The 14,853-nt window shown below is 64.3% G+C and carries 18 protein-coding genes; 9 read left to right on the top strand and 9 right to left on the bottom strand.

What is annotated here, in order from left to right:
- Positions 1–22: 22 nt before the first annotated feature.
- From ribD to glyA, 3 genes are read right to left on the bottom strand one after another with little or no spacing between them, the layout of a single operon-like run.
- Positions 23–1,183 carry a bifunctional diaminohydroxyphosphoribosylaminopyrimidine deaminase/5-amino-6-(5-phosphoribosylamino)uracil reductase RibD gene (gene ribD, locus ACVMDN_RS18865; protein ID WP_310885886.1) on the bottom strand — a complete coding sequence of 387 codons (1,161 nt, stop codon included), beginning with the start codon at positions 1,181–1,183 and terminating at the stop codon, positions 23–25.
- Positions 1,180–1,662, bottom strand: a complete 483-nt coding sequence (gene nrdR / locus ACVMDN_RS18870) for a transcriptional regulator NrdR (RefSeq protein WP_016844999.1) — start codon at positions 1,660–1,662, stop codon at positions 1,180–1,182. The genes ribD and nrdR overlap by 4 nt, the downstream gene beginning before the upstream one ends.
- A gap of 26 nt (positions 1,663–1,688) precedes the next feature.
- On the bottom strand, positions 1,689–2,990 hold the full coding sequence (gene glyA, locus ACVMDN_RS18875; protein WP_028333867.1) for a serine hydroxymethyltransferase: 1,302 nt from the start codon (positions 2,988–2,990) through the stop codon (positions 1,689–1,691).
- A 607-nt stretch (positions 2,991–3,597) separates the two neighbouring features.
- On the opposite strand from glyA, the gene ACVMDN_RS18880 reads away from it, so the two are divergent.
- Positions 3,598–5,874, top strand: a complete 2,277-nt coding sequence (locus ACVMDN_RS18880; protein ID WP_310885885.1) for a TonB-dependent siderophore receptor — start codon at positions 3,598–3,600, stop codon at positions 5,872–5,874.
- A 191-nt stretch (positions 5,875–6,065) separates the two neighbouring features.
- On the opposite strand, the gene ACVMDN_RS18885 is transcribed toward ACVMDN_RS18880, so the two are convergent.
- From ACVMDN_RS18885 to ACVMDN_RS18895, 3 genes are read right to left on the bottom strand one after another with little or no spacing between them, the layout of a single operon-like run.
- Positions 6,066–7,565: a tripartite tricarboxylate transporter permease gene (locus ACVMDN_RS18885; RefSeq protein WP_456835068.1), complete on the bottom strand. Its 1,500-nt coding sequence runs from the start codon at positions 7,563–7,565 to the stop codon at positions 6,066–6,068.
- Complete coding sequence (locus tag ACVMDN_RS18890; RefSeq protein WP_141341078.1) at positions 7,565–8,065, bottom strand: tripartite tricarboxylate transporter TctB family protein; 501 nt, start codon at positions 8,063–8,065, stop codon at positions 7,565–7,567. Before ACVMDN_RS18890 ends, ACVMDN_RS18885 begins: the two co-directional genes overlap by 1 nt.
- Positions 8,062–9,030, bottom strand: a complete 969-nt coding sequence (locus ACVMDN_RS18895) for a Bug family tripartite tricarboxylate transporter substrate binding protein (protein WP_253590078.1) — start codon at positions 9,028–9,030, stop codon at positions 8,062–8,064. The genes ACVMDN_RS18890 and ACVMDN_RS18895 overlap by 4 nt, the downstream gene beginning before the upstream one ends.
- Before the next feature lie 331 nt (positions 9,031–9,361).
- Here ACVMDN_RS18895 and ACVMDN_RS18900 point away from each other — a divergent pair, with 331 nt between their 5' ends.
- The 7 genes from ACVMDN_RS18900 to ACVMDN_RS18930 all read left to right on the top strand — a co-directional run bounded on the left by ACVMDN_RS18900 (position 9,362) and on the right by ACVMDN_RS18930 (position 12,798).
- Positions 9,362–9,595: a hypothetical protein gene (locus tag ACVMDN_RS18900; RefSeq protein WP_057020731.1), complete on the top strand. Its 234-nt coding sequence runs from the start codon at positions 9,362–9,364 to the stop codon at positions 9,593–9,595.
- Between the two features lie 108 nt (positions 9,596–9,703).
- Positions 9,704–10,093 carry a PRC-barrel domain-containing protein gene (locus ACVMDN_RS18905; RefSeq protein WP_028340955.1) on the top strand — a complete coding sequence of 130 codons (390 nt, stop codon included), beginning with the start codon at positions 9,704–9,706 and terminating at the stop codon, positions 10,091–10,093.
- A 402-nt stretch (positions 10,094–10,495) separates the two neighbouring features.
- A complete protein-coding gene (locus ACVMDN_RS18910) occupies positions 10,496–10,951 on the top strand; it encodes an Hsp20 family protein (RefSeq protein WP_310885884.1) in 456 nt (151 codons plus the stop codon).
- A gap of 88 nt (positions 10,952–11,039) precedes the next feature.
- Entirely contained in the window at positions 11,040–11,363 is a 324-nt protein-coding gene (locus ACVMDN_RS18915; RefSeq protein ID WP_092078022.1) for a hypothetical protein, read from the top strand.
- Positions 11,364–11,372: 9 nt separating this feature from the next.
- Positions 11,373–11,678 carry a hypothetical protein gene (locus ACVMDN_RS18920; protein ID WP_310885883.1) on the top strand — a complete coding sequence of 102 codons (306 nt, stop codon included), beginning with the start codon at positions 11,373–11,375 and terminating at the stop codon, positions 11,676–11,678.
- The gene (locus tag ACVMDN_RS18925) at positions 11,675–11,857 is read left to right on the top strand and encodes a hypothetical protein (protein WP_057020734.1); all 183 of its coding nucleotides are present in this window, start codon (positions 11,675–11,677) and stop codon (positions 11,855–11,857) included. Before ACVMDN_RS18920 ends, ACVMDN_RS18925 begins: the two co-directional genes overlap by 4 nt.
- A gap of 767 nt (positions 11,858–12,624) precedes the next feature.
- Positions 12,625–12,798, top strand: a complete 174-nt coding sequence (locus ACVMDN_RS18930) for a hypothetical protein (RefSeq protein ID WP_225158918.1) — start codon at positions 12,625–12,627, stop codon at positions 12,796–12,798.
- Positions 12,799–13,109: 311 nt separating this feature from the next.
- On the opposite strand, the gene ACVMDN_RS18935 is transcribed toward ACVMDN_RS18930, so the two are convergent.
- Entirely contained in the window at positions 13,110–13,550 is a 441-nt protein-coding gene (locus ACVMDN_RS18935; RefSeq protein ID WP_410469696.1) for a DUF3551 domain-containing protein, read from the bottom strand.
- Here ACVMDN_RS18935 and ACVMDN_RS18940 point away from each other — a divergent pair.
- Positions 13,549–13,929: a hypothetical protein gene (locus ACVMDN_RS18940; RefSeq protein ID WP_141341081.1), complete on the top strand. Its 381-nt coding sequence runs from the start codon at positions 13,549–13,551 to the stop codon at positions 13,927–13,929. The genes ACVMDN_RS18935 and ACVMDN_RS18940 overlap by 2 nt on opposite strands.
- A gap of 245 nt (positions 13,930–14,174) precedes the next feature.
- On the opposite strand, the gene ACVMDN_RS18945 is transcribed toward ACVMDN_RS18940, so the two are convergent.
- Together ACVMDN_RS18945 and ACVMDN_RS18950 are read right to left on the bottom strand one after the other, a co-directional pair.
- Complete coding sequence (locus ACVMDN_RS18945; protein WP_016845010.1) at positions 14,175–14,396, bottom strand: hypothetical protein; 222 nt, start codon at positions 14,394–14,396, stop codon at positions 14,175–14,177.
- 20 nt (positions 14,397–14,416) lie between these two features.
- Positions 14,417–14,647, bottom strand: coding sequence for a hypothetical protein (locus ACVMDN_RS18950; protein WP_141342653.1), 231 nt, complete (start codon positions 14,645–14,647; stop codon positions 14,417–14,419).
- Positions 14,648–14,853 lie beyond the last annotated feature (206 nt).

Genomic DNA, 14,853 nt, shown 5'->3' on the forward strand with positions numbered 1-14,853 from the left:
GGTCAAGCCCGGGCATGACGACCTAGGATCGATCGTAGATAGTCAAAACATCTTTGGCCAAGGCTTCGCTAGCACGAAGCCGGAAGGCGGGCGACTGCGTGATTGCGTCGAGCGGCATTGCGTCCAGCGCGGGAACGCCGTCGGCACCGATCGCATCAGGCCCGCGCAACAGCCAGATCTCGTCGACAAGGCCGGCTGCCACGAAAGAATTTGCCACGCGCGATCCGCCCTCGACCAGCAGCCGCGAAATCCCCCTCTCCGCCAGCGCATGCAGGACGGACGGCAGATCGAGCCCTTGGGACGCGCCGGCGGCGACGCGGATCACCTGCGCGCCGGCGGCACCTAGCTTCACCGCGGCAGGCGCCTCCGCCATATCCGAGCTCAGCACCCAGAGCGGCGTCTCGCGCGCCGAATGCACCAGGCGGCTGTCGCCAGAGATCCGCAGCGCGCGGTCCAGCACCAGGCGCACCGGCGAGCGCGCCGCCATGCCGGGCAGCCGGCAGGTCAAGAGCGGATCGTCGGCCTTGACCGTGCCGATGCCGACCAGGATCGCATCGCTCTGCGCGCGCAGCAGATGCACGCGCGTCCGCGCGGCCTCTCCGGTGATCGTAACCGGCTTACGGCCGCTGGCAGCGATCTTGTCGTCGGCGGACACCGCGAGCTTGAGGATCACATGCGGGCGCTGGTCGCGGATGCGGCGGAAGTGCCCGGCATGGTCGCGCGCGGCCTCTTCCGCGCACAGCCCGACATCGACCGCGATGCCTGCGGCACGCAGCTTGGCGTGCCCTTGCCCCGCGACTTCCGGATTGGGATCCTCGATCGCCGAGACGACGCGGGCGAGCCCGGCCGCCACAACGGCGTTCGCACAGGGCGGCGAGCGGCCGAAATGCGAGCAGGGTTCGAGCGTCACGTAGAGCGTGGCGCCGCGCGCGGCATCGCCGGCGCGCCTGAGTGCCTCGACCTCGGCATGCGGCCGGCCGCCCGACTGGGTCCAGCCGCGGCCGACGATCACGCCGTCCTTGACGATGACGGCGCCGACCGCCGGATTGGGCCAGGTGCGCCCGAGCCCGCGCCGGCCAAGCGCCAGCGCCAGCTCCATGAAGCGCAGATCGGCCGCCTTTGCCGCTTCCTTGGCCTCTCTGGCCTTCTGCGCGAACTGGTCTTCCAGAATGCGGAAGATCATTTGCGTAGCGTCGCGAGCCGCGGGTCCTCTTCGCCGGTCAATTCGTCGAGCACGGCCTCGAAGTCCTTGGCCTCGCGGAAATTGCGGTAGACCGAGGCGAAGCGCACATAGGCGACGTCGTCGAGCTGGCGCAGATGCTCCATCACGATCTCGCCGATCGCCTCAGAGGAGACCTCGGCCTCGCCGCCGCTTTCGAGCTCGCGCACGATGGTGGACACCATCTTCTCCACCCGCTCGGATTCCACCGGGCGCTTGCGCAAGGAGATCTGCAGCGAGCGCACCAGCTTGTCGCGGTCGAACGGCACGCGGCGGCCGTTGCGCTTGATGACGGTCAGTTCGCGCAGCTGCACCCGCTCGAAGGTCGTGAAGCGGAAGTTGCAGGCCATGCAGACGCGACGCCTGCGAATGACCGCGGAGTCCTCGGTCGGACGCGAGTCCTTGACCTGCGTGTCGAGAGAATTGCAGCTCGGGCAGCGCATCCGACGGGACCTCTAGCAACGACCTTTTACTGATAGATCGGGAAGCGATCGGTCAGCGCCTTGACGCGCTCCTTGATCGCGGCCTCGACCAGCGGCGCCTTGCCGTCCGGCGACTGCGCCAGCGCGTTCAGCACTTCCGCGATCATGCCGCCGACCTGCTTGAACTCGGCGACGCCGAAGCCGCGCGTGGTCGCCGCCGGCGTACCGAGCCGCAGGCCGGAGGTGACGAACGGCTTTTCGGGATCGAACGGGATACCGTTCTTGTTGCAGGTGATGGCGGCGCGCACCAGCGCCTTCTCGGAGATGTTGCCCTTCAGGCCCTTCGGCCTGAGGTCGACCAGCATCAGATGGTTGTCGGTGCCGCCCGAGACGATGTCGAGGCCATGGCCGCGCAGCGTCTCCGCCAGCGCCTTGGCGTTCTCGACCACGTTCTTGGCGTAGACCTTGAAGTCCGGCCGCAGCGCTTCTGCGAACGCCACCGCCTTGGCGGCGATGACGTGCATCAGCGGACCGCCCTGCAGGCCCGGGAAGATCGCCGAGTTCAGCTTCTTGGCCAGCGTCTCGTCATTGGTGAGGATCAGGCCGCCGCGCGGGCCGCGCAGCGACTTGTGCGTCGTGGTGGTGGTGACGTGGGCGTGCGGCACCGGCGAGGCATGCACGCCGCCGGCGACGAGGCCTGCGAAATGCGCCATGTCGACCAGCAGATACGCGCCGACGGAATCCGCGATCTCGCGGAAGCGCTTGAAGTCCCAGGCGCGCGAATAGGCCGAGCCGCCCGCGATGATCAGCTTCGGCTTGACCTGCTCGGCCTGCTTCTGCACCGCGTCCATGTCGATGATTTGGTCCTCGCGGCGCACGGTGTAATGCGCGGCCTTGAACCACTTGCCGGACATGTTGACCGGCGAACCGTGGGTGAGATGGCCGCCGGCCGCGAGGTCGAGGCCCATGAAGGTGTCGCCGGGTTGCAGCAGCGCCAGAAACGCCGCCTGGTTCATCTGGCTGCCGGAGTTCGGCTGGACGTTGGCGAAGCCGGCGCCGAACAGCTTCTTGGCGCGCTCGATCGCCAGCGTCTCGGCGACGTCGACCCACTCGCAACCGCCGTAGTAGCGCGCGCCCGGATAACCCTCCGCGTATTTGTTGGTCATCACCGAGCCCTGCGCCTCCAGCACGGCGCGGCTGACGATGTTTTCCGAGGCGATCAGCTCGATCTCATGACGCTGCCGGCCGAGCTCGCCCTTGATCGCGGCGGCGATCTCGGGATCGGCCTGGGCGAGGGTTGCGGTGAAGAAGGAATCGGGCGCGGAAGCGGTCTTGCTGGACGAGGTCATCGGCGAAATATCTCCACCGCCGCAAGCCTTTAGGCAGGATGCGGACGGTCACGAGTGGCGGTCGAAGCTGGTTTCAGAGCGTTATCACATCGCCCCAAAATGGCCAAGCGGTTGCGGTCCCTGCCGGTCAATTATGCCAGATATGGGGGGGATGGCGGGGATTGCCAGCCGGCCGGACGGCCGCCCCCGCCACCCGGTTCCCGCCGCGCGGCCAGCACGGCTGTGGCAGCCGCCGAGTGGAACGTGACTCCCCTTCCCGACCGCGCGGGGACCGCGGACGAGACAACTATCGCCTCGAGGTTTCAACGCGTTGCTCGCGCAACCGCGCGACATCGGACTCGCTTGATCATGTCGCGCGCGATCGCGATGCATCGACCCACGAGATGACGAGCCAATTTTTGAATCGTTCGATTTTTGAATCGTTCAACACCGGATCGATTCAAGGCTCTCACGCGATGCGTGCAATTGCGCGTCATACGCCGTTGTCTCCCGGTCACACAGCCAAGCTTTGCGTGCAACTTCGACAGCCTCTAACCCCGTGCAGGCTGCTCGCGAAAATCACCGTGATAACGACTCGCTCAAGATTTTTTTACGGAGCGTGGAATAAATGTCGTGCAGGTGGATTCGGCCGCAGCGGTTTGCTGCGTCGGCTGTCGTTGTGTTTTCGGTTGTTGGTGCGGACGATGTCTTCGCCCAGACGCAATTGCCGTCCGTGACAGTCGAGGCGCCGCAGCGGCAAGCGGCGCGATCGCAGCAGCCTTCGCAACGGACCACGCGCGCACGCAGCGCCTCACGCCGCGCGACGGCCGCCCCGGTGGGCGCGCAGCCACAGACCGCTCAGCAGCCCGCGGGCGCCAGCGGCGGGCACGAACGCGCCAACGGCCCGGTCACCGGCTATCTGGCGCGGCTGAGCGCCAGCGGCACCAAGACCAGCACGCCGATCATCCAGACGCCGCAATCGGTGTCGGTCATCAGCGCCGAGCAGATCCGCGACCAGAAGATCGTCAGCAAGTTCGACGAGGTGCTGCGCTACACGCCGGGCGTCATCGGCGGCACCTATGGCGCCGATTTCCGCAACGACTGGTTCATGATCCGCGGCTTCCCGGCGCAGAACGAGTCGCTGTTCCTCGACGGCCTGCAGCTGTTCTACACCTCCTATGCGAGCTGGAAGCTGCAGCCCTTCAATCTCGAGCGCGTCGAGGTGCTGCGCGGTCCGTCCGGCATCCTGTATGGCGGCTCGGCGCCGGGCGGCCTCGTCAACGCGGTGAGCAAGCTGCCGCAGGCCGAGCCCATTCGCTACATCGAGACCGGCGTCAACAATTTCGGCAACGCCTATACCCAGTTCGACATCGGCGGCGCGACGGCGCAGCCCGGCAACGGCCAGGTGCAGTACCGCCTCGTCGGCCAGGCCCAGGGCGGCGGCACCCAGACCGACTATGTCTACGACAACAATTTCTTCTTCGCCCCGTCGGTGACCTGGCGGCCCGATGCCGACACCAGCCTCACCGTGTTCGGCATGGCCTCGCACAGCAACACCCGCGCGCTGAACTTCCTGCCCTATGTCGGCACCGTCACCAACGCGCCGTTCGGCCGGATTCCGACCAGCCTGTTCGTCGGCGATCCCAGCGCCGACCAGTTCCGCCGCGACCAGCAGATGGTCGGCTACCAGTTCCAGAAGAGCGTGACCGACAGCGTCGATTTCCGCCAGAACGCGCGCATGGCGCATGTCGACGTCTATTATGCCGGCCTCTACGGGCTCGGCTACGCGACGACGCCGGCCGCCGCCGAGATCACCCGCGGCAATTTCTACACCCGCGGCATCGCCACCCAGCTCAACCTCGACAATCAGCTCGAATACCGCTTCACCACCGGCGCGCTGCAGCACACCGCGCTGGTCGGCGTCGATCTGAAATATTACGGCATAGACGACCGCCAGGGTTTTGGCATGGGCACCAATCTCAACGTGCTCAATCCGGTTTATGGCACCAACCTGTCGTATAGCGGCCCGCTCTATCAGAACGGCTATCTCGCCCAGGGCATGGCCGGGCTCTACCTGCAGGATCAGGTCAAGCTCGACCGCCTGACTGTGGTGCTGTCCGGCCGCCAGGACTGGGTCGATCTCACCAACAACAACCGGATCGGCGCCTCCCAGGGCCGCGACGACAGCAAGTTCTCCGGCCGTGTCGGCGCGATCTACAATTTCGACAGCGGCGTTGCGCCCTACGTCTCCTACATGACGGGCTACAATCCGGTCATCGGCACCACCGCGGCCGGCCAATTGCTGCTGCCGGAAACCTCCGAGCAGACCGAGGTCGGCGTCAAGTACGAGCCGGTCGGGCTCAACGCACGGTTCGGCGTCGCGTATTTCGACCTCAAGCGCAAGAACGCGCTGACCACCGATCCCAACAACCCGCTGTTCCAGACCCAGAACGGCGAAGTCACCTCGCGCGGCGTCGAGCTCGAGGCGGTCGCGAACATCACGCGCGATTTCAAGCTGGTGGCGAGCTACACCAATTACGAGCTGTTCGTCAGCAAGGACCTCAATCCCGCGCTGATCGGCACCGTGCCGACCAACGCGCCGCGTCAGCTCGCATCGGCGTGGACCGACTACACCTTCCGCGACGGGCCGCTCACGGGCTTCGGCTTCGGCGGCGGCGTGCGCTATGTCGGCTCGTCCTTTGCCGACACCGCGAACACCGCACGCGTCCCGGGGGTCGTGCTGGGCGATCTCGCCTTGCATTACGAATGGGACAACAACTGGCGCGCGGCGCTCAATGTCGTGAACGTCACCGACAAGATCTATGTCGCGAGCTGCGCGACCATCAGCTCCTGCTACTACGGCGATCGCCGCCGCATCACGGCGAGCCTCGCCTACAAATGGTGAGCTGAACTTTCAGTTCACGGAAAATCATGTGACCGAGAGGCGGCATCCGGCCGCCTTTCTTTTTTCGCTGTCGTCAGGGTGGTGTCAGCTTGTCGCGCTAGCTTTCGCGTCGCGGCGATATTTGCCGTGCCCAGACTGGCCCGCTCCGAAATGCGAGCCCCGGAGCGGGCCTTTTACGGTCTGGTCGCGTCCTAATCCTCGTTCGCCTTGAATCGCCCCAATCCCTTGAGCACGAACGGCGCCAGCAGCGCGATCAGCGCTATGCCAAGCAGCGTCGCCGACATCGGGCTTTGCAGCAGCACCATGGGATCGCCGAGGCTGATCGCCAGCGCGCGGCGCAACTGGCTTTCGGCGATCGGCCCGAGGATCAGCCCGATCACGACGGGCGCGATCGGGAAGTCGAACCGGCGCATCAGAAAGCCCATGACGCCGAACGCCGCCAGCATCGACAGCTCGACGACCGACGGCTTCGCAGCGATCGTGCCCATGGTGGCGAACACCAGGATGCCGGCATAGAGCCAGGGCTGCGGGATCGCCAGCAGCCGCACCCAAAGGCCGACCAGCGGCAGATTGAGCACCAGCAGCATGCCGTTGGCGATGAACAGGCTCGCGATCAGGCCCCACACCAGGTCGGGCCGCTCCGCGAACAACAGCGGCCCCGGGTTGAGGCCGTATTGCTGGAAGCCCGCCAGCATCATCGCCGCGGTCGCCGAGGTCGGCAGCCCCAGCGTCAGCAGCGGCACCAGCGTGCCGGCGGCGGACGCGTTGTTCGCCGCTTCCGGCCCTGCGACGCCTTCGATCGCGCCCTTGCCGAACTCCTCCGGATGTTTGGTCAGCCGCCGCTCGGTGGAATAGGACAGGAATGTCGGGATCTCCGCCCCGCCGGCCGGCAGCGCCCCGATCGGAAAACCGAACAGCGTGCCACGCAGCCACGGCTTCCACGACCGCCGCCAGTCCTCCCGCGTCATCCACAGCGAGCCGCGCACCGGCTCGAGCTTCTCCTCGGCGTGATGCCGGCGCGAGGCGACATAGAGCGCCTCGCCGACCGCGAACAGGCCGACCGCGAGCGTCGTCACCTCGACGCCGTCGAGCAGTTCGGGGATGCCGAAGGCAAGCCGCGCCTGACCGGTCAGCTTGTCGATGCCGACCAGCCCGAGCGTGAGGCCGATGAACAGGCTGGTGAGGCCGCGGACCGGCGAGTCGCCGAAGGTCGCCGACACCGTGACGAAGGCGACGCACATCAGCGCGAAGTAATCCTCCGGCCCGAAGCGCACGGCGAAATCGACCAGCCATGGCGCGAGGAATGCGAGGCCGATGGTGGCGATGGTGCCGGCCACGAACGAGCCGATCGCCGAGGTCGCCAGCGCCGGGCCGCCGCGGCCGGCCTTGGCCATCTTGTTGCCCTCGAGCGCGGTCGCCATCGACGCGCTCTCGCCCGGCGTATTGATCAAGATCGCGGTGGTCGATCCGCCATACATGCCGCCATAATAGATGCCGGCGAACATGATCAGCGAGCCGCCGGGATCGAGCTTGTAGGTCACCGGCAGCAGCAGCGCGACCGTCAGCGCCGGTCCGATGCCCGGCAACACGCCGACCGCGGTGCCCAGGAACACGCCGATCAGGGCGTAGAGCAGGTTCATCGGCTGCAGGGCGACCGCCATGCCGTGCGCCAGCGCGGCGAAAGTGTCCATCACAGCAGTCGCTCCAGCGGGCCGGCGGGAAGGCTCAGCGTCAACAGCTTGTCGAACGCGAGATAAATCAGCGTCGTGATCACGAGCGCGATGGCGGTGTCGGCCAGGACGGCGCGGCGGCCGAACGCCGCCGACGTGGTGACGAACAGCGCCGAGGTGGCGAGGATGAAGCCGCCGCCAAAGCCGATGATGGCGATCAGGAGCGCCAGGCCCCCGATGATCAGCCACACCGGTTTCGGATCCATGCTCTCGCGCGGCGGCAGCTTGCCGCGCAGCGCGTCGATCAGATTGCCGACCGCGAGGATGACAAGGCCAATCGCGATGACGACCGGCATCGCCTCCGGCCCCATGCCGTACATCGTGGTCGACGGCAGCTTGCTGGCGTCCCACACCAGCACCGCAGCAAGCCCGGCAAGCGCGGCCGCGATGACCACGCCGGCGCGATCGACGCGGCGCGCCGGCGCCGGCCGGAGGTTTTCAGACGCCGCGTCCGGCGTCATGACTTCACGAGGCCGACGGACTTCAGCACCTCGGTCACGCGCGTGATCTCCTTCTTCAGGAAATCCGCGAAGGCGTCGCCGCCGAGATAGGCGTCATCCCAGCCCTTCTGCTTCAGGATCTCCTTCCAGGAATCGGACTTCACCATCTTCTCGACCGCATCGCTCAGCACCTTGCGCTGCTCCGGCGTGATGCCGGGCGGAGCGACCACCGAGCGCCAATTGGCCAGCACGAGATCGATGCCCTGCTCCTTGAAGGTCGGGATGTCGACGCCGGGCAGACGCTGCGCCGACGTCACGCCGAGCGCGCGCAACTTGCCGGCCTTGATCTGGCCTTCATATTCGCTGAGGCCGGAAATGCCGGCCGTGACCTTGCCGCCGAGAATGGCTGCAAGCGACTCGCCGCCGCCCGAGAACGGAATGTAGTTGATCTTCTTGGCGTCGGCGCCGACCGTGCCCGCGAACAGCGCTGCCATCACATGGTCGACACCGCCGGCCGAGCCGCCGGCAAAGGTCACCTTGGCGATATCGGCCTTCACCGCGGCGGCAAGATCCTGCGCCGTCTTGATCGGCGAGTTCGCCGGCACCACGATGACCTGGGTCTCCTCGGTGAGGCGCGCAATCGGCGTCACCTGATCCAGCGTCACCGGCGACTTGTTCATGGCGAGTGCGCCCACCATGACGAAGCCGTTCACCATCATCTGGTTGCCGTCGCCCTTGGCGCCGTTGACGAACTGCGCGATGCCAACGCTGCCGCCGGCGCCAGGAACGTTGGTGACCTGGACGCTGCGCGCGATGCCGGCCGCGACCAGCGCCTGCTGCATCGAACGCGCGGTCTGATCCCAGCCGCCGCCCGGCGCCGCCGGCGCCATCAGCTTGAGCTCGAGCTGCTGCGCGGGCGCCGGACCGCTCGCCCCGAGCAACAGCGCGACGACCGCGCCGAACAGGCGCATGTGGGACGAGATCATGGGGCTTCCTCCTGAATTTTCGGAAAGCAGCCTGCGGATCGCCGGCTGCATCCGGTCACGTGATCGCATCGCCACTCGGACAGCGCGGTCCCTTCGGGTCAGGAATCGCTCGCCGATCTCGCGTCTGCGTGTCCCTAGCGACCATTCGCCACAGCCTTCGGCAAGCCGGAGGGCGCAGCTAGCCAGTGCTGCAAATCGCCGCACCATCTCCGGTCATTTTTCGCTTGCTTTGATTCGCCACGGCTCGCCAACGCAAGTTCGGTTCTAGGAACCTTCGCCATTTTCTCCCGTTCCAACTCCGCCGATTGGTACGGCTATTGGAGGAGAGAACATGAAGTTTAAGACCATTGTCGCGGCATCTTTGCTTGCCGCTTTCGTCTCGCCGGCATTCGCAGCGGATGAATTCTACGTCGTCCAGGATGTGAAGACGAAGAAGTGCACGATCGTCGACAAGAAGCCCGTCGACACGACGACCACCGTCGTCAGCCCGTCAGGCACTGTCTACAAGACGCGCTCCGAGGCCGAGACCGGCATGAAGAGCGTCAAGGTCTGTACCTCGGACTAGGAGGCGATCGCATGCCAGTCATCATTCTTTGGGCCGTGCCGGCGATCATCGTCATCGGCGGCGGCATCTACCTGATCGGCCATATGCACTGAAGCAAGGAGACCTCTTATGAAGAAGTTGGCTATCGGCTGCATCATGGCTGCGGCGTTCGCTACCGCCGCGCATGCAGCAACCACCATGCCCGCCGCGCCGGCGGACAGTTCGACCATCACCAACTACTACAAGCAGAATGTCTACGACCCGAAGGAATCCAAGATCGGGACGATCGACGACGTGCTTGTCGACAAGTCCGGCAAGGTGACCGGTCTCGTCGTCGGTGTCGGCGGCTTCCTCGGCGCCGGCGAAAAGGACGTGATCGTGCCGTTCACGGCCGTCAAGTCTCAAAAGAAAGACGACAAGTGGTGGCTTACGCTCGACGAGACCAAGGACAGCCTGAAGGCCGCACCTGGTTTCAAATACGATCGCGCCAGCACGACTTGGAAGCCGGAGAATAAGTAGCATCGACGCCCCGTCTGCTCGCTCAGAGCAGACGGGGCGCTATTGCCTGATCCGGGGCTGAGCTGTTGGAGCCAGGCAGTCCAATCGATCAACGCCCCCGCGGTTCCGGCATTAGCCTATGTAAATCGGCGACCTAATTTTCCACCGGCATGTCTTGTCTGCAACAGGCCTCCCTCGAGCGGCGCTGATCCGCCGCCGCTTCAGCCGCGGTTCTGACGCGGAGAATCAACCGCAAAAATTTTTCGGCCGGGTTCTTGACACGATATCTCCGGTTTTTATTTTCTTTCGCGCCAGCCCCCAACGCGGAGGCTGGGGCCTGGTCGCCCCTCGGGGCCAGGCGAGACGGGCACCGGTCGTGTCCGGTGCCGTTCATATCCATCTTGCTCTATGGAGGATTTGGCTATGCGCACATACGACTTCTCTCCCCTGTTCCGGTCGACCATCGGATTCGACCGGCTCTTTGATCTCGCCGAAGCAGCCCACCGGGCCGGCGAAGATCACTACCCGCCCTACAACATCGAACGGCTGTCCGAAGACAGCTATCAGATCGTGCTCGCGATCGCCGGTTTTGCGCCGGATGAGATTTCCGTCACGGCAGAGCAGAACGTTCTGACTGTCCAAGGCGTCAAGGTCGAGAAGGCCGAGCGCGAATACATCTATCAGGGCATCTCGACGCGCAGATTCAAGCGCCAGTTCAGCCTGGCCGACTACGTCGAGGTCAAGAGCGCGGCGTTCGACAACGGGCTTCTCAGGATCGAGCTGGCGCGCGAAGTGCCGGAGGCGATGAAGCCGCGACGCATCGCGATCAACGCGGCATCGAACACGGCGCCCCGACAGCTCGAAAACGTCGCCGCCTGATTGAACCGGCGAAGCCGCGTCCGACGAACAGGTCGCGGCTTCGTCTTCTCACTCTTCTCAGCAACTCGTCTTTCGAACGGAGGTATCCATGCGGCCGACGACCGCGCCTGCTCATAACGTTATTGGCTTTCATCTGCCGATTGGCGATCACCACCAATATGAGGTCCCGCACGATGTGGTGCGGGATTCTCGCCTGAGCCTGGCCGAGAAACGCGCTCTCCTGGCATCCTGGGCCTCGGACGCCAGCGCTGTAGCGTCCAATCCCGCTTTGCGCGCACCCAAGGGGCTCAAAGCGCCCGTTCCTGTCAGCGACATCCTCGAAGCGCTTCGCGCGCTCGACAGCGATCCGCACCATCCGCCAGGCGGCCGGCCTGCCCGCCTGCGCTCCGTCGACCGCTGCCTGGCTGCATAGGAGCGCGAGATGACAGACATCAGGCTACCGAAGCAGGTCATCGACCGCCTCGAGGGACGCTGGCGGTCAAGATTTGGACAGGCAAGGCGCCGGAGCTCAGAACTGTTCGACCACCGGCTTGAACAGTTGCGCGCTCATCGCAACAATATTCATCGGTATCGGCGATTGCTGCAGACCCAGCTCTCCGACCTCGAGCGCGAATTCATCGAAAGACGGCTGTCCGAAGAAACCACGGCAATGCAAGGCCTCGCGGCCGACATTCCATCCCTTCCCTCCTCGTTCGATCGCGCAGCTTGCGAGGAGATCGCGCCATGAATGGGCTGCAACAACTGCTCATAAGAGGCAGCGAAAAAGTCATCGGTCACTATCAATTCCTGCTGGATAGCGCGACCTCGGAACAAGAGCGCGAACGCTATCGACGGAGGATCGAGGAAGAACGCCGGATACTAGGCCGGTTGCTCGACGATTCCGATCGGTCGTCACGCGCGGCGTGAGCGATTCATGGCGGCGGGAGAGCAAATCCGCTCGTGATGCCCGCCGCTCGCCTCGCGCGAAGGCCGCAAAACCACCCGCGTGCCTTCGAACCATCAAAGGACGCGTCCGTTATCCGGAGGCTTGGTACGCATCCGGGAGACGTTGCCTTATGTATCTGATCTACTATTTCGCTGTCTTCCTCGCTGTGACCGGCGCAGTCTTTGGCTCATTGGTCACGCTGGAGAAGATCTTTCATTCCATGGGCTCCGCCTAACGATCCCGATCGAAGGTCTCGGATCGGAGCCCTGGTTCAGAATTTCACCCTAGCAAAAGCCAGGCCATGGAGGCGATGAGAGCCACAAGCGACACGGTCGCAGCGCTGACAAAGGCAATCTCCACACCGTCGATATGGTGGTGGTTTGTATGCATTGAGCGTCCTCCTAGATGGGTGCCCGCGGACCTTGAGACAGTAGCCACGCCGCCAAATTGGCGGTGGTTTCGTCATGCCGCGCCTGCCTCAACAGGGTCTCTCGCTCTCGACAGGGAGGAAGGTTCTTGGCCCGTTGACGTAGCCGTTCGGCTTCTTGGGCGAGGCGTTTTTCAAGAGGGAAAATCTGCCTAACCCGGCGTCGTCGCTTCATGGCTCCTCTCTCCAACGCTGACGTTTGGCTGCCCCAAAAGCAAAATCAAAAAGCCCGGGAAGCCTAAAAAGTTCCTGCCAGCTTCGCGTCAATGAGATCAGACGGATGGAACTGGCGAAACGGCATGGACGTTACAGGGCATGGGCATGGCCAAGGACCTGAAGAAACAGGCCAAGACCGCCGAGCAGGCGGCGGTGCGGACGGCTGACGAATTCGCGGCCGAGCAAATGAAGAGTCTCGCCCAAGCGTTCCGGGCTCAGGCCGAGGTCGTCAAACGAAACAAGAAAAAGAAGAAAGATGAGCTTCACCGTAAAAGCTAGGTGCAAGTTTGGAGAGATCGTACACCGTCGTGGCACGGCCGAAGCAGCTCTACGCAAGGCAAAAGAGCTTTCACGGTCGCAGTGTTACGACATCCACATCGTGACACCTGAAGGCCGAGACTACGACTCGTCCGAGTTTGGGGATCTTCCCCGCACGCCACTGGCTGTGCGCGTTGCTCAGAAAGGCCACACCTATCCATAGGGCAGGAGAGGTTTCAAAACGGCAGGCTCAAAAAGCGGCCCCGGCTAACCGCATCACCCTTAGGGTGCGCCCTTCCCCAACCGCCTCGCGCGCGCCATCGGCGCGACAATCAATAGCGGTCGCGATATCCCCGCCGCTGCTGCCCATATGCGGCACGAGGATTGATCCCGCAGGTCACGTTCCTTCCGGAAGCTGACGCGAGACACTGGGCGCGGGTTTGGTACATGCAATCGCCGGGATAGCCGACGCCGCGCCCCTGCACGCACCAGCGATAATCCCGGGCGCTGGCTGGGCTCACACTTGCCAGTCCTGCAACGCCGAACGCCAGGACGAACGCCAGGACAGCGAATAGGACGGTTGCGCGCATGATCGGGTCCTCGCAAGCAATCGAGGACCAACGGAGCGGCAAGATTAGCGTTCCCTTCGATAGTGGCCGGTTGGCAAGATCGCAAGCCGCAGCCGGAGCGGCCGCGCCGAGCGCGAGCGCAGGAACCATGCTCCGTTGGGTCGGTTGTCGGAAACCATCCATCCCACAGAAGTCACTTGGCATGCCGTCACGACTGCTTTGGTTTCTGGGGTTTCCGGTTCTGGTTGTTCTGGGTGGTTGCGGCGATCAACTCGAGTGCGATTCAATCGAAACCCGGAAGGCCGTGCTCCAGACCATCTCCAACGATCACCGCAATCCGCTTGTCAATTTCGCCGCCAGGGAATCGACGGCGAAGCCCACTGCGGAAAACGCAAATCCACAATACCTCCTCGGTGAAAAGATCGTCACGACCTCGGCAAGTGAGGACAAGCGAACATTGCAATGCAGCGGCGGCATCTCGGTTTCCGTGGGCGACATCAAGGCTTCCAAGGAAGTCGAATTCACCGTGCAGAAATCGAGCGACGGAAAGTTGGCGGTTTCGGTTGCTCCATTTCAGTTTTGAGTTACGACAAACTCAGTGTCGTCCTGGCGAAAGCCAGGACCCATTACCCCAAATCACTATTGTTGCGCGATGCTGGGGCCGCGATCCCGCTCATCGCCAAATGCGGTGGTTATAGGTCCTGCTTTCAGGACGACGATCGTGCGCGAGGAACCTGCACCGTCATCGCGTCGTTGCGAGCAAAGCAAATCGCCGCCGAGGAAGCCTTGCCGACGACGCGGAATCAGACCGCGAAGCCAGGCGCGCCGCTACAGCCCGGTATAGCCGGCCTTCACGTGGTCGGTACTACCGTCGAGCTGGCGCAGATAGGTCAGCCCGCACACCGTCAACCGATGCGGATCGCGCTCGCCGGCGTCGAACAGCGTCTGCACGTACTCTGTCACCTTCGCCCGCGCTTCGTCGCTCGCAGCGGGCGTGCGGTTGAGCAGCAGATCATACGTCTGCATGATCCGATCGATAGCGGCTTCCATTGAAGTCTCCGGGTTGACGCTCAGGCGACCACCAGCGTCTCGGCCTCGAACTTCGCGATCGCCTTGTTGGCGAGGCGGAGGCGGTTCATCTCACCGCGCTGGAACAGCTTCACGATGATGCCGAGCAGGCGCTCATTGGTGGCGAAATTGTCGGCGATGGCGCCGGATTTGCGCAGATAGTTCGAGGCGATCGCGTAGGCGTCACCGACGACCTCGACATTCAGCACCTCAATCCCGCGTTCGAGCAACATATCCCTGCCTCTCCGTTGGCTAACGGATAAGCCGCAGGGAACGCCTTGGTTCCTCGCCGGGGCCCATTTATTTTCGCAGGTGCAGCATGAAAAACGCATCGGCCGGGCATGACCGATGCGTTGACTGGAGCAAGGTTGGACCGGAGCAAGGCTGGACTGAAGGAAGGCTGCCGGTCTTCTCGCGCGGCCGGCTTGGCCATCAGGCG

Source organism: Bradyrhizobium sp. USDA 4510 (assembly GCF_054059095.1).